Source organism: Spirillospora sp. NPDC048819 (assembly GCF_040650055.1).
GTDB lineage: Bacteria > Actinomycetota > Actinomycetes > Streptosporangiales > Streptosporangiaceae > Spirillospora.
In genome coordinates, this window is sequence record NZ_JBEZGN010000012.1 from 1 (window position 1) to 18176 (window position 18176).

The 18176-nt window shown below is 69.2% G+C and carries 12 protein-coding genes and 1 pseudogene; 11 read left to right on the top strand and 2 right to left on the bottom strand.

Going from position 1 to position 18176, the window contains the following annotated elements:
• Positions 1–1143 precede the first annotated feature (1143 nt).
• The 8 genes and pseudogenes from AB0C35_RS18195 to AB0C35_RS18230 all read left to right on the top strand — a co-directional run bounded on the left by AB0C35_RS18195 (position 1144) and on the right by AB0C35_RS18230 (position 11869).
• Entirely contained in the window at positions 1144–1458 is a 315-nt protein-coding gene (locus AB0C35_RS18195; RefSeq protein WP_358456892.1) for a hypothetical protein, read from the top strand.
• Positions 1459–1557: 99 nt separating this feature from the next.
• Entirely contained in the window at positions 1558–2997 is a 1440-nt protein-coding gene (locus AB0C35_RS18200; RefSeq protein WP_358456895.1) for a hypothetical protein, read from the top strand.
• A 151-nt stretch (positions 2998–3148) separates the two neighbouring features.
• Positions 3149–3421 (top strand): annotated as a pseudogene (locus tag AB0C35_RS18205) (HNH endonuclease); the annotation flags it as partial.
• 247 nt (positions 3422–3668) lie between these two features.
• Positions 3669–5246, top strand: coding sequence for a cellulose binding domain-containing protein (locus AB0C35_RS18210; RefSeq protein WP_358456898.1), 1578 nt, complete (start codon positions 3669–3671; stop codon positions 5244–5246).
• Between the two features lie 11 nt (positions 5247–5257).
• Positions 5258–7213 (top strand): glycoside hydrolase family 18 protein, encoded by a 1956-nt coding sequence (locus AB0C35_RS18215; protein ID WP_358456901.1) that lies wholly within the window; start codon positions 5258–5260, stop codon positions 7211–7213.
• A gap of 111 nt (positions 7214–7324) precedes the next feature.
• Positions 7325–8188 carry a lytic polysaccharide monooxygenase gene (locus tag AB0C35_RS18220; protein WP_358456904.1) on the top strand — a complete coding sequence of 288 codons (864 nt, stop codon included), beginning with the start codon at positions 7325–7327 and terminating at the stop codon, positions 8186–8188.
• A 201-nt stretch (positions 8189–8389) separates the two neighbouring features.
• Complete coding sequence (locus tag AB0C35_RS18225; protein ID WP_358456907.1) at positions 8390–9034, top strand: DUF305 domain-containing protein; 645 nt, start codon at positions 8390–8392, stop codon at positions 9032–9034.
• Between the two features lie 273 nt (positions 9035–9307).
• Entirely contained in the window at positions 9308–11869 is a 2562-nt protein-coding gene (locus AB0C35_RS18230; protein ID WP_358456910.1) for a glycosyl hydrolase family 18 protein, read from the top strand.
• A 253-nt stretch (positions 11870–12122) separates the two neighbouring features.
• Here AB0C35_RS18230 and AB0C35_RS18235 read toward each other — a convergent pair whose 3' ends face one another.
• The gene (locus tag AB0C35_RS18235) at positions 12123–12773 is read right to left on the bottom strand and encodes a nitroreductase family protein (RefSeq protein ID WP_358456912.1); all 651 of its coding nucleotides are present in this window, start codon (positions 12771–12773) and stop codon (positions 12123–12125) included.
• Between the two features lie 142 nt (positions 12774–12915).
• On the opposite strand from AB0C35_RS18235, the gene AB0C35_RS18240 reads away from it, so the two are divergent.
• Positions 12916–13461, top strand: coding sequence for an NADH-quinone oxidoreductase subunit B family protein (locus AB0C35_RS18240; protein WP_358456915.1), 546 nt, complete (start codon positions 12916–12918; stop codon positions 13459–13461).
• Positions 13462–13573: 112 nt separating this feature from the next.
• Here the strand turns inward: AB0C35_RS18240 and AB0C35_RS18245 are convergent, their stop codons facing one another.
• Positions 13574–14191: a TetR/AcrR family transcriptional regulator gene (locus AB0C35_RS18245; RefSeq protein WP_358456918.1), complete on the bottom strand. Its 618-nt coding sequence runs from the start codon at positions 14189–14191 to the stop codon at positions 13574–13576.
• A gap of 103 nt (positions 14192–14294) precedes the next feature.
• Here AB0C35_RS18245 and AB0C35_RS18250 point away from each other — a divergent pair, with 103 nt between their 5' ends.
• Entirely contained in the window at positions 14295–15569 is a 1275-nt protein-coding gene (locus AB0C35_RS18250; RefSeq protein WP_358456921.1) for an acyltransferase, read from the top strand.
• Between the two features lie 216 nt (positions 15570–15785).
• Positions 15786–18062: a TerD family protein gene (locus AB0C35_RS18255; RefSeq protein WP_358456924.1), complete on the top strand. Its 2277-nt coding sequence runs from the start codon at positions 15786–15788 to the stop codon at positions 18060–18062.
• The last annotated feature ends 114 nt before the right edge of the window (positions 18063–18176 follow it).

Genomic DNA, 18176 nt, shown 5'->3' on the forward strand with positions numbered 1-18176 from the left:
TGGGAACCACTCCCGGTCTTCCCATTCTCGTGCGCCGCCGACGATTGCGGGGCCTTCGACGATTTGGAGGGGCATGGACACGGGGTTCACCTCCCAACACCAGAGTCCGTTGCCCTTTAATTGTAGGGGAAGATCACGGTACTGCTGGTGGACAATTTGGACACGCCACATTAATGTCACCGCCCTTTTCTTACGGTCGGCGCCGCCGGGGTAAAGGGGGGACGCTTTTTGTGGTCGGTGGTCGGTGGTGGGTGGTCGTCCCACGGTTTGTGGGTGGCTGAGCGCGGCTTTATCGGGGTTGGGGTGGTTGCTGTGGGTGGGTGGTGGGGGTGGTCCCTGCGGGTGGGTGCGCGGGGTGGGGGTGGTCGCCGGTTGGGGTCACGTTGGTTGCGGTGGTCGGGTTGGGGATGGCTGCTCGGGTGAGGGACGGGTGCGGGGTGCGGCCGCTGCCAAGGGCGCGCTTCGCGCGCGGTCACCGGCGACCCCGGGGTCACCCCATTCGCCGTCGCTGATGGCTTTTGCCGCGCGGGGCGCGGCGCCCGGCGGAACCCCGCACCAACCCGCAGAAGAACACCCCTCCCCAACCGGCTACCGCAACCAACGTGACAGCAACCGGCAACCAAGAGAAACGAGCGCGCTCGTCTTCGGAAGGCCACCTCAGCCGTCCACCTACAGCAACCACACTAAAACCGGTAAAAAGGAGGACCCCGGGCGCGCGCACATCGTGAATCCGTGCAGCAGACCCAAGCCGGGGACCATTCACGCCGAACAGATCACCCTTCTTGGCGGCCTCTTCGCCGAACGCGACCAGAACTGCCCACGAGGTAGTAGTTGTAGACCGGGGCGATGCACGGCACGGGCCCTCGTCCAGCCCGCCGGAAGATGGCGTCACTGTCGTCCAACCGGATTGTCAGCAAAACGTCTAGGCGGCGGGCAGGATGAGCCGGGGCCAGGGTGGGCACCGTGTAGGTGTCCACATGATCCAGAGCCGGACGACGCGGCCAGCGCCCCTGGAATCCGCAGATGGTCAAAAACGATCAGGATTGGATAGCACTGCATGTCGTCCGCTCCAGCCCTCCGGTGCTGCGCGGTGTTCAGGTCCTGATCGGGTCAACGGCGTGCCGTTGCTGAACTCGTTCCACGATGGATATGGCCACGTCATCGGTGTGCACTCGGACCCGCTTTCGCCTCCGGCAGTGCCCTGTTCCCACCGGCGAAGAACCGGCGTTCCTGCCCGTCGGTGATCCGATCGACGGCTGCGGCCCCGATTGCTGTGGCGTCGGGGTAGCGGTCTGGCGGCAGGGAGACCTGGTTCATTGGCGGCTGATCGGCGACCGCTGGAACCGTGACCTGCCATCGACTGACTCGGCGTCCGACGCTGACGGGTTGTTGGACGTGATCAGAGTTGCGGACCCGGACACCGTGGAGCGCGGCGTGCGCATCCTCGGCGAGAGGTGACGGGCTGGTGGTGGCCGACAGGGACGGGATTGCGGGAGCATGCTCGGCATGTCTCGTTTTCAGCACCGCGTCCACCTTGTCACGCTCCCTCGCCCCCTGGTGGACGAGGTCGTCCACTCTCTGCTGGACGCCGTGGACGGGGTGCCCTTCACCGATGGCCGCCTCGATATCGGGATGGAATTCCTAGGCGACGTTCGGCTGGTCGAGGGCGAGCACCTCGCCGCCGGTGCTCGTTATCGGATAGTGCCCCCGGACATGGAGGACGAGAATCCCGACATCAACGTGCGGGTGGTTTCCTGGGACCGGGCCGGGGAATGCCGCGTCGAGGTCAGAAGTGAAATCGACGGGCATGTCGTCAGCGCGCGGGTGGAACTGCGGATGGTCGGCCGGCGGGCGCATACCGTCCGCATCGAGGGCGACTATCAGGGGCCGGGGCCATGGCTGCTGCGCGTGCTTCGGCGCGCAAATTGGGAAGTTGAGGCGCGGTTCGAGGACTGGTGGTCCGTGCTGGGGCAGCGGGAGGCTCCGATCGCGCTGCGGGTCAGGCATCCCCTCGCGCACGCGTCCCTGCAGGTCGACCGGGGCAAGGACGAGAACGAGCGGTGGACCGCCGAGAGCACGCTCCGGTTCGGTGGACGCGGTATTGCGTGTCCGGTGGCAGCCGTCGGTCTTCTCGTCATGCGCCGACGCGTCCGCCGCCTCCTGCGTGATGCTTTCGACAGGGCCGTGAACACGTGGAATGCCGAAGTGCCCGGCAAGGTTGAGCGCGGCTTGCAGGAGCGCGTCATCTTGCGGCATCAGGTGGAGGTCAAGGCCGTCTCGCGTGAATGGGCCGAGGGATATGTGGCGGCTCTTCATCAGGGGATCGAAGGACTGCGATTTGAGAAAGGTCGGCTTGCCCGTGAGGCTGTCGACATCCGCCTTCTTGAGGGTGAGCACATTAAGGCCGGCGCACGCTACCGCGTCGCTTATGCGGAGGACGAGGTCAAGCCGATGGACGTGAGCGTCGTCGCTTGGGGTTTCGCCGGTCCCAGCCGTATCGAGTTCACCGGCCCGGACGAAGACCAAACGGGATGGGCCGAGCTCGACAGCGCACAGAAGCCCGTCGTCGTCCGTGGTGCCATGGCCGGTGAGTTCAAAAAGTCCGAGCAGTTCCGCTGGGCGGCCGAGGGGAATCTGGGGCGCTGGTGGGCGAGCATCGGCGGCTCCGGCGGGGACGGCCCGGCCTTCACCGTGAGCGCCGACCATCCGCTGGGTGAGGGAACCCTTTCGATCGCGGGTTCTCCGGCGAAGGGCGGTCAGTGGACGGTGGAGGTGACCGTGACTTTTGAAGGTCGTGCCTGGGTGCGTCCGCTGATCGCCATTGCCGGTCTGATCGGCGCCGTTGTGCTCAACGACGCGTTCCAGTTGAAGGTCTGGAAGGCGGCCGTGGATTGGGACCGCGTCATCCCCGCGGCCACCGTGTCCGATCCGCCGCAAGCTGCCGAGACAACTCTCCGCATGCTCCTCGACAAGCCCGGTGACGTCCCATCGGATTAGGGGGCATTTGTGGGTTGGGTTGAGCGAGTGCTGAGTGCCCGCCGGTGCTCACGCAATATGGGGCGTACTCCGCACCAGCCTTCGTTGCTGCTGTACGCGCTCGGTCGGTTTGGATCTGGAGGACGCCGAACTGCCGTCCGGGGTGCGCGGGACGTACGGCGGTCCCGACGATCTGAGCAACGGGATCTGCCTGTGCGCGCTCCATCATCGGCTCTTCGATCGGGGTGTCGTCGGCCTGGCCGGTGATCGCACGATCATCGTGTCGCGCAAGTACATAGCGCGCGCCGCGGCGTCCCGGAATCTGGTCCTTGACCTGGTCGGACGGGCTGCGCGGGAACCGCAGGCCGGGCTGGCCCCGGTCGGGCCCCGGCACATCGAATGGCACACCAGGCAGGTCTTCCGCAGCCCCGCCCGCGCGGCCTGATTGGCGGATACTGCCATTCGAGAGCCGTTTCTTCGGCTATGGGTGCCGATTTTCAAGACCGTTCCCGCTGGTTCGGCGTTCAAGCTGGGGTGGTTGCCCGGCGCCACCGCCCCCGTACGGGACGAAGGGTTGCCCAGGTCACGGCCGCTGGTTACGGTGCAAGCAAAACTGATAGGAAACCTTCCTATCTGTTAATCGACTCGGGGTTCGGGGGAACCTGCCGGCTTCTCTATCGATGGAGTGAGACTTGCGCCCCCGCTCTCTTCTCAGCGTCCTCACCGTCCTCCCGCTCGTACTGATCGCGCTGCTCGCGCCGCCGGGCGCCCACGCCGTCGCCGACGTCCCGTCCGCGGCGTTCAGCAAGACCTCCGACTGGGGCTCCGGCTGGGAGGGACGGTTCACGCTCACCAACGGGTCCGACTCGGCGATCAACGGGTGGCGGGTCGAGTTCGACCTGCCGGCCGGGACGTCGATCGGCTCCTTCTGGGACGCCCTGCTGACCAAGGACGGGCAACACCAGACGTTCGAGAACCGCAGTTACAACGGCACCATCCCGGCGGGCGGGTCGGTTACGTTCGGTTTCCTCGGGAACGGTCCCGGGAGCCCGGAGAACTGCACGTTCAACGGGGCGTCCTGCGCGGGCGGCCCGGACGACCCCGGCGGGCTCGGCGAACCCGGTACGCCGACCGTCACCGCGCGAACCGATTCCTCGCTGACCCTTTCGTGGGAGGCGAGCACCGGCACGCCCACCGGATACCGCGTCTACGAAGGCGCCGACCTGCGGGCGACCGTCAGCGGAACCACCGCCACCGTCTCCGGCCTCGCCACATGCTCGACGCACACCTACACGGTGAAGGCGTACGACGGCAGCGGCGAGTCGCCCGCCAGCACGGCCGTGACCGGGACGACCAGCGGGTGCGCGACCGGGCCGCTTCCCCGGCACTTCCTGACCGGTTACTGGCACGACTTCGTCAATCCGGCGCAGGAGCTGAAGCTTTCGCAGGTGCCGGACGAGTACGACCTCATCGCCGTGGCGTTCGGTGAGGCGACCGCCCGCGCGGGCGAGGTCACGTTCCGGGTCGACCCCGGACTGTCGGACGCTCTCGGCGGTTACACCGACGCGCAGTTCAAGGCCGACGTCGCCGCGCTCCAGGCCGAGGGCAAGAAGGTCATCATCTCCGTCGGCGGCGAGAAGGGCGCCATCCGGGTCTCGGACGCGAACTCCGCACAGCTCTTCGCCGAGTCCGTGTACGGGCTGATGACCGAGTACGGGTTCGACGGGGTCGACATCGACCTGGAGAACGGGCTCAACCCGACCTACATGGAGCATGCGCTCCGGGCCCTGCACGCCAGGACCGGCACCGGCCTGATCATCACGATGGCCCCGCAGACGCTGGACATGCAGTCCACCGGCGGGTCGTACTTCCAGCTCGCGCTCGGCATCAAGGACATTCTCACCGTCGTCCACATGCAGTACTACAACTCCGGCGCGATGCTCGGCTGCGACCAGCAGGTGTACGGGCAGGGGACGGTCGACTTCATGACCGCGCTGGCCTGCATCCAGCTCGAGAACGGGCTGCGTCCCGACCAGGTCTCGCTGGGGCTCCCTGCGGGTCCGGGCGCGGCGGGCGGCGGCGTCGTCGCGCCGTCGATGGTCAACGACGCCCTGGACTGCCTCGCCAGGGGCACCGGCTGCGGGGCGTTCACCCCGGCACGGACGTATCCCGACATCCGCGGCGCGATGACGTGGTCGATCAACTGGGACGTCACCAACGGCGGCGGCTTCGCCGAGACCGTCCGCCCGCACCTGGACACGCTTCCGTAGGAGGGGCCGTCATGAAGAGGATCTGTGCCCTGGCGGCCGCCCACACCTGGGCGAACTTCCCTGGACGGGACGCCATGAAGAGGCTCTGCGCCCGGGCGGCCGCCCGCCCCCGGACGAACAGCCGTAGGCGGGACGTCATGAAGAAGATCTGGGTCCTGGCGGCCGCCCACACCTGGACGAACATCCCTGGACGGGACGTCATGAAGAGGATCTGGGTCCTGGCGGTGGTCGTCGCCGGGCTGCTGGTCGGGATCACGAGCCCGGCGAACGCGGAGAACGTTCTGATCAACGCCGGTTTCGAGAGCGGATCGCCCTCGGGCTGGTCCTGCTCGGGCGGCGGGTCGGTGGTGACCAGCCCGGTGCGGACGGGTTCGTACGCGCTCGCCGGCGGTGTGACCGCGGGCGACACGGGACAGTGCACGCAAACGGTAAACGTCCGCCCCGGCACCGCCTATGAGCTGTCCGCCTGGGTGCGCGGCAGCTACGTGTACCTCGGAGTGACCGGCGGAACGTCCACCTGGACGCCGTCGGCCCCCGACTTCACCGAGTTGTCGGTCTCGTTCACGACCGGCGCGGACCAGACGTCCGCGCAGATCTACCTGCACGGCTGGTACGGCACCGGAACGTACTACGCGGACGACGTCGTCCTGGACGGCCCCGGCGGCGAGCCCCAGCCGGGAGTGCCCGGAACGCCCGGAACACCCAAGGCGGGGACCGTCACCGACAGCTCCATCGCCCTGTCGTGGACCCCCGCCACCGGAACCGTCACCGGTTACCGCGTCTACGAAGGCTCCGCCGTACGAGCCACCGTGACCGGGACGAGCACCACCATCTCGAACCTGGCCGCGTGCAGTTCGCACAGTTACACCGTCGCCGCCTATAACGACGTCGGCGAGTCGTCCAAGTCCGAGCCGGTCAACACCCGGACGACCGGCTGCACCGACACCGGGCTCCCCAAGCACGCCCTGATCGGCTACCTGCACGCGAGCTTCGCCAACGGCTCCGGCTACGTGCGGATGGCCGACGTCCCGGACGCGTGGGACATCATCGATCTCGCGTTCGGCGAGCCGACGTCGCCCACGTCCGGCGACATCCGCTTCAACCGCTGCCCGGTGAGCGAATGCCCGAACGTGGAGAGCGAGGCCGAGTTCATCGCGGCCATCCGCGCCAAGCAGGCGCAGGGCAAGAAGGTGCTGATCTCGATCGGCGGCGCGAACGGCCAGGTGCAGCTCACCTCGACGGCCGCACGGGACGCGTTCGTCCGGTCCGTGTCGGAGATCATCGACCGCTACGGCCTCGACGGCCTCGACATCGACTTCGAAGGCCACTCGCTCTACCTCAACGCCGGTGACACCGACTTCCGCAACCCCACCACCCCGGTGATCGTGAACCTGATCTCCGCACTGAAGACGCTCAAGGCCGCGTACGGGGACGACTTCGTCCTGACGATGGCGCCCGAGACGTTCTTCGTGCAGGTCGGCCACCAGTTCTACGGCGGTTCCAGCGCCGGTGACAACCGCACGGGCGCCTACCTGCCCGTGATCCACGCGATGCGGGACGACCTGACCGTCCTGCACGTCCAGGACTACAACTCGGGCCCGGTGATGGGACTGGACGGCCAGTACCACACGATGGGCGGCGCCGATTTCCACATCGCGATGACCGACATGGTGAAGGCCGGGTTCCCGGTCGCGAACACCGGTCACACGTTCCCCGGCCTGCGTCCCGACCAGATCGGCGTCGGCCTTCCGGCCGCCGTCAGCGCGGGCAACGGGCACACTCCGCCGGCCCAGGTGCACCAGGCGCTGAACTGCCTGGTCAAAGGCGAGGGATGCGGCTCGTACACGCTCCGCGGCGGCACGTCCCCGGGGCTGCGCGGGCTGATGACCTGGTCGATCAACTGGGACCGCTACTACGGCTGGGAGTTCATGAACAGCCACGAGCCCTTCCTCAACGCCCTCCACTGAGAACTCTTCCGAGACCCCCCTCGCAGAACTCCGTCTGAGAACTCCCTCTGAGAACGCTCTGGGAGCTCCCGAGGCGAACGCAGCGAACCCACCCCCACCGGAAGGAAGTCCATGAGATCCGCCCGCTCGAAGGCCGTCGCCGTGGCGGTCACCGTGCCGGCCGCGTCCGTGCTGGTCGTGCTCGGCACCGCGACCGCCGCCGGCGCGCACGGCACCATGTCCGATCCGCCGAGCCGCGTCTACGTCTGCAAGGACGAGGGCCCGGAGAGCCCCGACTCCGACGCGTGCAAGGCCGCCGTCGCCGCCGGCGGCACCCAGGCGTTCTACGACTGGAACGAGGTGTCGCTGCTGAACGCCGGCGGCCGCCACCGGGAGCTCATCCCGGACGGCCAGCTGTGCAGCGCCGGACGGGCGAAATACCGCGGCCTGGACCTGCGGCGCACCGACTGGCCCGCCACCCCGATGTCGTCCGGCCCGCAAACGATCACCTACCACGCGACCGCCCCGCACGGGAACAGCAACTTCGAGTTCTACATCACCCGCGACGGCTGGGACCCGTCGCAGCCGCTGCGCTGGTCGGACCTGGTGCACATCCGGACGTTCAACAACCAGAACCCCACCACGTTCACCAACTGGACGATCAACATCCCGCCGCGGACGGGCAGGCACGTCCTGTACTCGATCTGGCAGCGGGTCGTGGGCAGCGAGGAGGCCTTCTACACCTGCTCGGACGTCGACTTCGGAGGATCGACTCCCCCCACCGACCCGCCCACCGACCCACCCACGGACCCACCGACCGACCCACCTACGGACCCGCCCACCGACCCGCCGAGCGGCACCTGGGCCGCGGGGACGGCGTACACCGCGGGCGACCAGGTGACCTACAACGGCGAGACCTACGAGTGCCTGCAGTCGCACACCGCGCTCGCCGGCTGGGAACCCTCCGCCACCCCTGCCCTCTGGCAGCACCTGTGACCCGTCCGCGATGACACCCCCTCCATGAGGAGCGAACACCGTGCAGCGCCACCCGGCGAACATGCGGCGCCATCCGGCGAACTTGCGGCGCCATCCGGCGAACGTGAGCCGCAGCGAAAGGCGGCGCTGCACGGTACGGCGCTTCCGCCCGGCCCGCCAAGGCACGGAATGCGCGCGGCATGACCCGACGGGAATGAAGTGATGGAACGCGGCGAGACGAAGCAGCGGGTCGTTAAGGGCGCGGTACTGGCCATTCTCGCCGCGTGCGTCCTGCTCGTGTTCGCGCAGTGCGGGGCCGCCGGCGGTTCGCCGGGCGGCGGCTCCGCGGCGGTGCCGAGCGGCGGCTCCGCCGCGGTGCGGGGCGGAGACGGGTTCAACTCCACCGACGTGATGTTCCTGCAGATGATGCTCCCGCACCAGGAGCAGGGCGTGAAGCTGGCCCGGCTGGCGATGCGGCATCCCGTCCGTCCCGAGGTCAGGACGCTTGCCGCGGCCATCGAGGCCACCCAGGTCGCTGAGGCGAAGCGGATGCAGGAGCGGCTGCGTGCATGGCGCAGGCCGCTGCGGGCGCTGGCGCACGAGCACGCGGCGCACGGCGGCATGCCGGAGACCACCGACGCCGAACTGGAGGCGCTGAAGCGGCTGCCGCCGGACCGGTTCGAGCGCGAGTTCCTCAACCTGCTGATCGCCCATCAGGACGACGCCGTCCAGATGGCCCGCCTCGAGACCGGCAAGGGCGAGGACGCGTGGACACGGCGGCTCGCGGAACGCGTCGGCCAGTCCAGGTCGGCACAGATCGAACAGATGCTGGCAATTCTCGCCCCCCATCCCCGCAAAGCCCCGTGATTCCGCAAGGGGCCGGCCCCGCAATCCCCGCAAGGGGCCGGCCCCGCGATCCCTACAAAGGCTCATACACCCCATAAAGGTACATACGCCCCCGAAGGGTCTCGCAATCCGCGCAAGAGCCTGCAAACCCCGTAAAAGCCCGCAATCCGCGTAAGAGCCCGTAAGCCCCGCAAGGGTCCGTAAGCCGCGCAAGGGTCCGTAAGCCGCGCAAGGGTCCGTAAGCCGCGCAAGGCCCGCAATACCCGGAAGACTCCCCGGAAGTAGGTGTTCGGCATGCGCCGAATGATTGGAATCCTGCTCACGTTCGCCGTCGTCGCCGCGCTCGCCGTCGCTCCCGCGCGGGCGGCGGAGCGGCTGACGGCGACCTTTAGTTTGTCCGGAACGACCGGAAAATATGTGGTCGCCAACCCCGGGACGTCCGATGTCAGCGGGTGGACGCTCGCGTTCGACCTCCCCGAGGGCGTGACCGCGAGCAGCCCGCAGAACGCGACGCTCTCCCAGGACGGCACGCGGGTGACGCTGACGCCCGCGTTCTACATCGACACCGTCCGCGCCGGCGGGAACACCGAGCCCTACAGCCCGGCGTTCACGCTCAGCTCCGCCGTCCAGCCGTCGAACTGCACGCTGAACGGCGCGAACTGCGATGGCACGGGTGATCCGCCGCCGACCTCGGCGTCCGTCACCGCGAGGTACTCCGTGAGCGGGACGCGGGCCAAGTTCGTCGTCGCCAACAATGCCTCGACGACGCTCGACGGCTGGACGATCGTGTTCGACCTGCCGGACGGCGTCACCGCGAGCAACGCCGAGAACGGCTCTGTCAGCCAGAGCGGGAACACCGTCACGCTGACCCCCGCCCACTACAACGACACCGTGGCGCCCGGCCGGACGACCGAGCCCTACAGCCCGGCGTTCACGGTCAGCAGGTCGGGCGCGGAGCCGACGAGCTGCCGGATCAACGACGCCAACTGCGACGGTTCCGCCGACGTCCCGCCGAGCGCTCCCGGTGGACTGCGGTCGACGGTGAAGACGACCAAGACGGTGTCCCTCGCGTGGGACGCGGCCGAGCCCGGCAGCCTGCCCATCACCGCGTACGAGGTGTACAGCGGCGGCGACCTCGCGACCACGGTGCCCGACACCGCCGCCACGGTCACGGGTCTCACCCCAAACACCGAGTACACGTTCACGGTGAAGGCCCGCGACCGCAAGGGCAACCTCTCCCCCGCCAGCGCGCCCGTCACCGTCACGACCAACGACCCCGCCGACGACACGCAGGCACCTTCCGTTCCCGGTGGCCTGCGCAGCACGGGCGCGGACTCCGCCGGCGTCGACCTCGCGTGGAACGCCTCGTCCGACAACACGGGCGTCGCCAATTACGACGTGCTGGTGGACGGGAAGGTCGCCACGACGGTGACGGGGACGACCGCGACCGTGGCGGGCCTGTCGCCGTCCACCGAATACTCCTTCGCCGTCAGGGCCCGCGACCTGTACGACAACATGTCGGCGGCGAGCGCGGCCATCAAGGTCACCACCGACGACGTGGTCGAGGACGGTTACGCCCAGGTCGGCTACTTCGTCCAGTGGGGCATCTATGGCCGCCAGTACTTCGTGAAGAACCTGGACACGACCGGGAACGCCGCGCGCCTGACCCACATCAACTACGCGTTCGGCAACATCGACCCCGTCAACCTGACCTGCCTGCAAGGCGTCACGAAGGGCACCTCGTCCGACCCGCAGGACCCGAACCAGGGCGACGGCGCGGGCGACGCCGAGGCCGACTACGGACGGCCGTTCAGCGCCGCGCAGTCGGTGGACGGGGTCGCCGACACCGGCTGGGAGAAGCTGCGCGGCAACTTCAACCAGCTCAAGAAGCTCAAGGCCAAGCACCCGCAGCTGAAGGTGCTGATCTCGCTCGGCGGCTGGACGTACTCCAAGTACTTCTCCGACGTCGCCGAGACGGACGCGTCCCGGAAGAAGTTCGCCGAGTCCTGTATCGACATCTACATCAAGGGGAACCTGCCCGAGTACAACGGCGCGGGCGGTCCCGGCGTGGCCGCCGGGATCTTCGACGGCATCGATCTGGACTGGGAGTGGCCGGGCGCCGAGGGACACCCGGGCAACCACGTCAGCCCGGACGACAAGCGCAACAACACGCTGCTCATCGCCGAGTTCCGCAGGCAGCTGGACGAGCTGACGCAGGAGACCGGCGAGCGCTACCAGCTCACCGCGTTCACCCCCGCCGACCCAGCGAAGATCGAGGCCGGCTGGGAGTTGGGCGAGGTCGCCAAGTACCTGGACATCTTCAACATCCAGGGCTACGACTTCCACGGCGCGGGCAGCGACGACTCCTGGGAGCCCAACCGGACGGGCCACCAGGGCAACCTCTACACCGACGTCGACGACCCGTATCCGTTCCATTTCAGCGTCGAGAACGCAGTTCAGACGTATCTCGACGCTGGCGTCCACCCGCGCAAGCTCACGATCGGCCTCGCCTACTACGGCCGGGGCTGGAAGAACGTGACCGACGGCGGCAAGGGCGGCGAATGGCAGGCCGCGCAGGGCGCCGCACCCGGACAGTTCCAGGAGGAGGCCGGGACGCGCGGCTACAGCAACCTGATCTCCAGCCTGCCCGGCTGCCGGGTCGCGCATGACGAGCAGGCGGTCGCCACGTCCTGCTACACCGGCGACAACGGCCAGTGGTGGACGTTCGACGATCCCTGGTCCATCCGCAAGAAGGCCGAGTGGCTCAGAAGCAAGAACCTTCTGGGCGCGATGATCTGGGAGATGTCCGGTGACCCGGGCGTCCTGACCAGGACGCTGGACGAGGGCCTGAGCTGACCCCCGTTCTCAGGGCCGGTGCCGCCGCTCACCAGTACGGCACCGGCCCTGCCCCGCGCCCCGGCCCCGCGCCCTTGCCGCCGGAACGTGCCGCCGGAACGTGCCGCCGGAACGTGCCGCCGGAACGTGCCGCCGAGACGTGCTACCTGGACATGCCGCCGGGACATGCCGCCGGGACATGCCGCCGGGACATGCCGCCGGGACATGCCGCCGGGACATGCCGCCGGGACGTGGCGCCGGGACGTGGCGCCGGTCACCAGCGGTCGATGTGCAGGACCTCGTCCAGCGGGACGCGCGGGGCGGGACGGAAGGTGTCGCCCGTGTAGTAGGCGGTCGGGATGAGCGCGCCCTGCCGCACGTTCTCGGGCAGGCCGAGCAGTTCCGCCACTTCGTTCTCGTAGGTGAGGTGCAGCGACGTCCAAGCGGTGCCGAGCCCGCGCGCCCGCGCCGCGAGGGCGTAGTTCCACGCGGCGGGCAGCAGCGAGCCCCACAGGCCGGCCTGGTTGCCGGCGGGGAGGTGCCCGCCGTGCAGCCGCAGGCACGGGATCACCAGGACGGGCACGTCCCCCATGCGCTCGGCCAGGTAGGCGGCGCTGTCGCCGACGCGGCGCTGTACCTCGGCGCGCTCGGGGTCGTTCTGGTAGAGCCCGGCGGCCGTGCCGCCCGACTGGGCGTAGGACGCGAACGCGCGCCGGTAGTACTCGCCGATTTCCGCGCGGACCTCCGGGTCGGTGACGACGATCCACTGCCAGCCCTGGCGGTTGCTCCCGCTCGGTGCCTGCAGCGCGATCTCCAGGCACTCGCGGACGAGTTCCAGGGGCACGGGCCGGTCGAGGTCGAGGCGTTTGCGCACCGTGCGGGTCGTGGTCAGCAGTTCGTCCGGGCCGAGCGGCAGTGTCGTCATGATCCCCATCGTGCCCCAGCCGCCGTCCGGTCCGCCCGTCCACCCCCGGGTCGCGCCTCAGGAGGTTGATTGGACCATGTGGTCCATTTCACAGGCACAATAGTTTGGACCAGGTGGTCCATTGATCGGTATCGTCACCGTCATGGGACTAGAGGAACAGCTTCCCGGCGGCTTCCTGCTGACCACCGTGGAGAAGTTCGCGGGCTGGGCGCGGTCCAGCTCGCTGTGGCCGATGACCTTCGGTCTGGCCTGCTGCTCGATCGAGCTGATGGACGCCGGCATGCCGCGCCACGACTTCGCCCGCTGGGGAATGGAACGCGCGTCAGCCACGCCCCGGCAGGCCGACCTGATGATCGTCGCGGGCCGGGTGAGCCAGAAGATGGCACCCGTGCTACGGCGTCTCCACGACCAGATGACCGAGCCGAAATGGGTCATCGCGATGGGCGTGTGCGCCTCGTCCGGAGGCATGTTCAACAACTACGCGGTGGTGCAGGGCGTCGATCACATCGTGCCGGTGGACTTCTACGTTCCCGGCTGCCCGCCCCGGCCCGAAATGCTGCTGGACGCGGTCCTCAAGCTGCACGACCAGATCCAGAACGGCACTCTCGGCGCCCACCGGAAGGCCGAGATCGCCGAACGGGAGGAACGGGCCGTCCCGCACCGGCGGCCGTCGAAGATCAGCCCGTAGCGGAGACCGTCCAGCGCGAGCGCGTGGCGAGGCCGTGGAACATCGATCCGTAGCGGCGAGCGTCCAGCGTGAACGCGGGCGGGCGCGGGCGGGCGCGGGCGCGTGGCGGGGCTCAGGTAGAGGCGAGGAGTCCGCGGAGCAGGTCGATCTGCAGGTGCGCGAGCCGCTGGCCCTCCGCGATGTCGGTCTCCTTGAGATGCCGGAGCGCCCAGGCGTTGATCGTCCACAGCGTCGCGAGGGTCAGTTCGCCTTGCAGGGACGGGGGCATGTCGTCGCGGACGGCGCCGGCCGCGCGCCCGGCGGCGAGCGCCCGGCCGAGCCAGTCGTCGATCCCGCGCTTGACCCTGGCGAGGGAGCCGTCGTCGCCGGCCGGCGCGTCCGGGACGTAGAACAGCCGCCAGAAGTCGATGAGCCGGCAGTCCACCGCGGCGGCGCCCATCAGGTCGTCCGACATGCGCGCGACCTCGTCCCAGAAGCAGGGGACGGCGAGCGAGTCCGGATCGGGCACCTTCACGGCGTCGCGGAGTTCGTCCACGAGGCCGTTCACGACCGCGTCGAACAGCGCCTCTTTCGACTCGTAGTAGTGGTAGAAGGAGCTTTTGCTCATTCCGCAGGACCGGATGATGTGGTTCAGCGACGCGCGGCCGAACCCGTCGCGCACGAACTCCCGCATCGCGAGATCGAGCAGTTCGCGGCGCCGTTCGGGCGGCAGCACGGCTTTGGATCCCACGCGAAGAGCATAGCCCGGGTCACCGAACGTCACACTGCGCCGGGGAGTGGGTGATCTTGTCGGTTCCGCAGCACCATCGTGCCGCCCCACCTAGTCTGTCGGGATGGGTGCTGCTTCGGGTGTTTCCACCTCTGCGTCCCGACTTGGGTGGCTTGATGCACTTCGCGGAGGGGCAGCCCTGGCGGTGGCGCTGCACCACGCGAGCTATGTGTACCTGCCCTCGCTGCGGACGCGGCTGGCCGACTGGTTCGACCCCGGCATGTACGGGGTGTTCGTGTTCTTCCTGGTCAGTGGATATATCGTGCCGGCGTCGCTGGAGCGGCGGGGAAGCGTGCGGGGCTTCTGGATCGGGCGTTTCTTCCGCATCTATCCGCTGCTCGCCGTCGCGTGCCTCCTGGCGGTGCTCCCGTTCCTGCTGGGCGTGCTCGGGCTGCGGGCGGGCCTGGAGCGCTACTCCCCCGCGACCGCCGTCCTGGCGCACATGACGATGCTGCAGGACCTCCTGGACGTCCCCAACGCGATGAACGTCCTGTGGACGCTGTCGTACGAGATGGCGTTCTACCTGCTGATCGTCGCGCTGTTCGTGGTGGGCGGGCACCGCCGGTCGGCGCGGGTCGCCACGGTCCTCACGGTGGTCGCGCTGGTCGCCGTCGCGCTGACGGCGAGCGGGCTGCTGACGGGCGCGTACGCGCCGTCCGCCCTGCTGTCGCGGACGGCGGGGACCGGCCCCGTGGTCGCGGTGACCGCGGCGGCCCTGATCGTCGCGGTCGCGGCGGCGATGTCGAAACGTCCCGCGCCGCGGGTGGCGGGCGGGCTGCTCGGCGGGCTGCTCGCCCTCGTGCTGGTGACGGTGAACGGCCGCGTCGGCGCGTGGGAGGGCGTGCTCCTGCTGGCGATCATGTTCATGGGCACGGCCGTCCACCGCGCCGAGCACGGCCAGATCACCCGGCGCACGGGCACCGTGACCGCGGTCGTCGTCCTGACCGGGGCGGTCGCCGCCGGGACCTGGCATGCCGCGCCCTACGGGCGGCCCGCGCAACTCGTCTGGTGCGGGGCGATCGTCCTGGCGGCGGCCACGTTCGCGGCGGCGTGGCGGCTCCGGGACCGGCAGTTCCCCCGCTGGGCGACCGGCCTCGGGACGATCAGCTTCTCGGTGTACCTGCTGCATCCGCTGCTGCTGATGGTGGCGGCCCAGTTCCTCAACGTCTCCGGGCGGGAGGACGTGGTGGGCCTGGCCTTCTTCCTCCTGGTGCTGCTGGCGGTGAGCTGGGCGTCGCACCGCTGGATCGAGGCGCCCGCGCAACGTCTGGGACGCCGATTCGCACACCCCGCCCGACCCGCCACGAGACCGCAGCAGCCACAGGTGCTCACGTCATGATCGTCCCGACTTGCCCATGACCGTGCGGACTCACTCATGATCGCGCCGACTTACCCATGACCGTGCCGAATCACCCGTGACCGTGCCGAATCACTCATGACCGCGCCGAACCACTCGCGATCACGCCCGGCTTTGCTCATGCCCGTCCCGACTTGCTCGTGACCGTGCCGAATTAACCGTGTGCGTGGGTTCGGGGTGCCCTGCGACCATGGCGCGGTGAACATCTGGCTTGCGGAACTGATCGTCCGGCACACGCACCGCATCCCCGCGCCCGAGGGGCCCGCCGGGGACGGGGCGACGGCGGCGCGGCGGTTCGACGCGGCGCTGATGTCGGCCGGGTTCAAGCTGTCGCGGGACGTCATGGAGACGCTGTCGGGCCTGTCGGAGGAGACCGTTCTCAAGGTCGCGGGACGGACGCTGCCGGTCGTCCGGGAGATGGCGGGCGACCACGTCCGGCACAACGTGTACTTCCGGGACTTCCCGCGCAACGTGCCCGACACCATGGACTTCTGGGTGGGCCTCGTCCGTGAGACGCTCCTCGACTCGGTGGCCGCGCCCACGGCGAAGGCGTCGCTCCAGGGCCGCGTCCTGAACCTGCTCACGCTCGTCGCCTACGGCACCTACCGGCACGACTACGAGGAGATGCTCGAAGCGCACGACGAGCTGATCGCCGGTGCCGGTGACCGTGTGACGGTGCTGCACCTGGGACGCGGCCTCTCCGAGGAGGGCGAGCGGCTGTATCTGCGGCTGGCCGGCAGCGTCACGCCGCTCGACGAGGACGACCTCGGTGCGCTGGGCAGGCTGGCCGAGCACTACGCGGACGGCCCGCACCCGGAGCGCATCCCCGTCCGGGAGAACCGGGCGGTCATCAACGAGGTGCGCCTGACGATCGGCGCGGATCTGCTCGTCGACACCATCACCGACGTGCTGCGCCTGGCGTGCGCGCTGTCGGACGGCGACGTGACCCTCCAGGAGCCGACCCGGTTCGTGTCGATGCCGCGTCCGATGCGGCGGTCGCTGCTCGCCGCCCTCGACGGGGTGGTGAGCGCCGACCCGGGCAAGCTCGGGGACGTCGCCGCCTGGCGCGAGCCGTGGAAGCGGCTCGGCGAGCGGCTCCACCCGCACGAGTATGCGAGGTGGGCGCGGGCGGCGGACGTGTTCGCGGTCGCGCGCGGCGAGAAGAACGCACCCTCGTTCGCGTCGCGGATCGAGGCGCGGCTCGCGTCCGGGGACGTGGTCGGCGCCGCGCACGTGGCGAAGGGCGCGCCGGGGATGCTGTTCCGGTCGCTGGACCGGCTGCTGCGCATGGCGCCGGACGCGCAGGACGCCGTCCTGGATGTGGCGGAATCGGTGGCGGGGCGGGTGTCCGGCCGGGTTCTGATGTCGGTTCGGGAGCATCTACTCAACCGCGCCGCCGCGACCGGGCAGACGCTGCCGTTCACGAGCGAATCGGGTCCCGAGAACGCACTGAGCACCGCGACCGGACGGCCGCGACTGTTCACGAGCGAATCAGGTCCCGGGAACGCACTGAGCGCCGCGACCGGGCGGCCGCGGCTGTTCACGAACCGTCTCGGCCGCGGCGCGACGGCACCCGACACGCGGCCGCCCCTCGCCCCGGAGGCGGTGGCGCGGCTCTCGGCGTTCCTGGACGAGGAGATCCGCGGGCGGCTCCCGTCCGCCGGGCATCTGGTGGTCGACCCGGACGCGCTCGACGTCGCACTCCCGCTCAGCGGGAAGTCGACCGGAAACGGTCTCGGTGTCCTCCCCCGCGGATCCGTGTCGCCCGTCAACGGCGAGCTGCTGCGGTTCTTCGTGTATTGGCGGCAGCGTGAGCGCAGAACCGACTTCGACCTTTCGGCGCTCATGCTCGACGAGAACTACCGTGACCCGGAATGGCTGGCGTTCACGAACCTCAGCACCGCCGGAGGAGAGCATTCCGGCGACATCACCGACGCTCCCGACGGCGGGTCGGAGTTCATCAACCTGTCGCTGCGGCGCATCACCTCGCGGTTCGTCATACCGCAGGTGAACATCTATTCCGGGGAGGGATTCGAGGAGGTCGAGGAGTCGTTCTTCGGGTTCATGCTGCGCGACGGCGAGCAGAAGGGCCGTCCGTTCGAGGCGCGCACCGTCCGGATGAAGTCGGAGCTGCGCGGTCCCGGCCGGGTCGCGCTGCCGATGGTGTTCATGCGCGGGGACGACGGCAGGTGGCGCGCCAAGTGGCTGCACCTGCACCTCAAGGGCGGTCTGGAGTTCAACCAGGTGGAGGGCAACCGGGTGACGACCTCGAACCTGGTGCGCGGCATCGTGGAACGCCGGTTTTTCACGGTCGGCCATTTGAAGGACCTCATCGACGCCGAGCGGAAGAGCCTCTGGGACGGAAAGGCGCCGGACGGCCCCGTCACCTACATCGGCCTTGAGCGTCCCGAGGGACTCCACGAGGACTCGCGGGTCTTCACGCCGGAAAATCTCGGTGACCTGATCCCCGCCTAGCTGCTACGTTGGTTTCCGCGAGGCCATGAGGGGGCTTCCTTCTCATCCTCTTAAGATACCCAGCCCTTTCGCTCTCCTCGCACTTCGCATGACGGGCGCACCCATCCGGGCGCG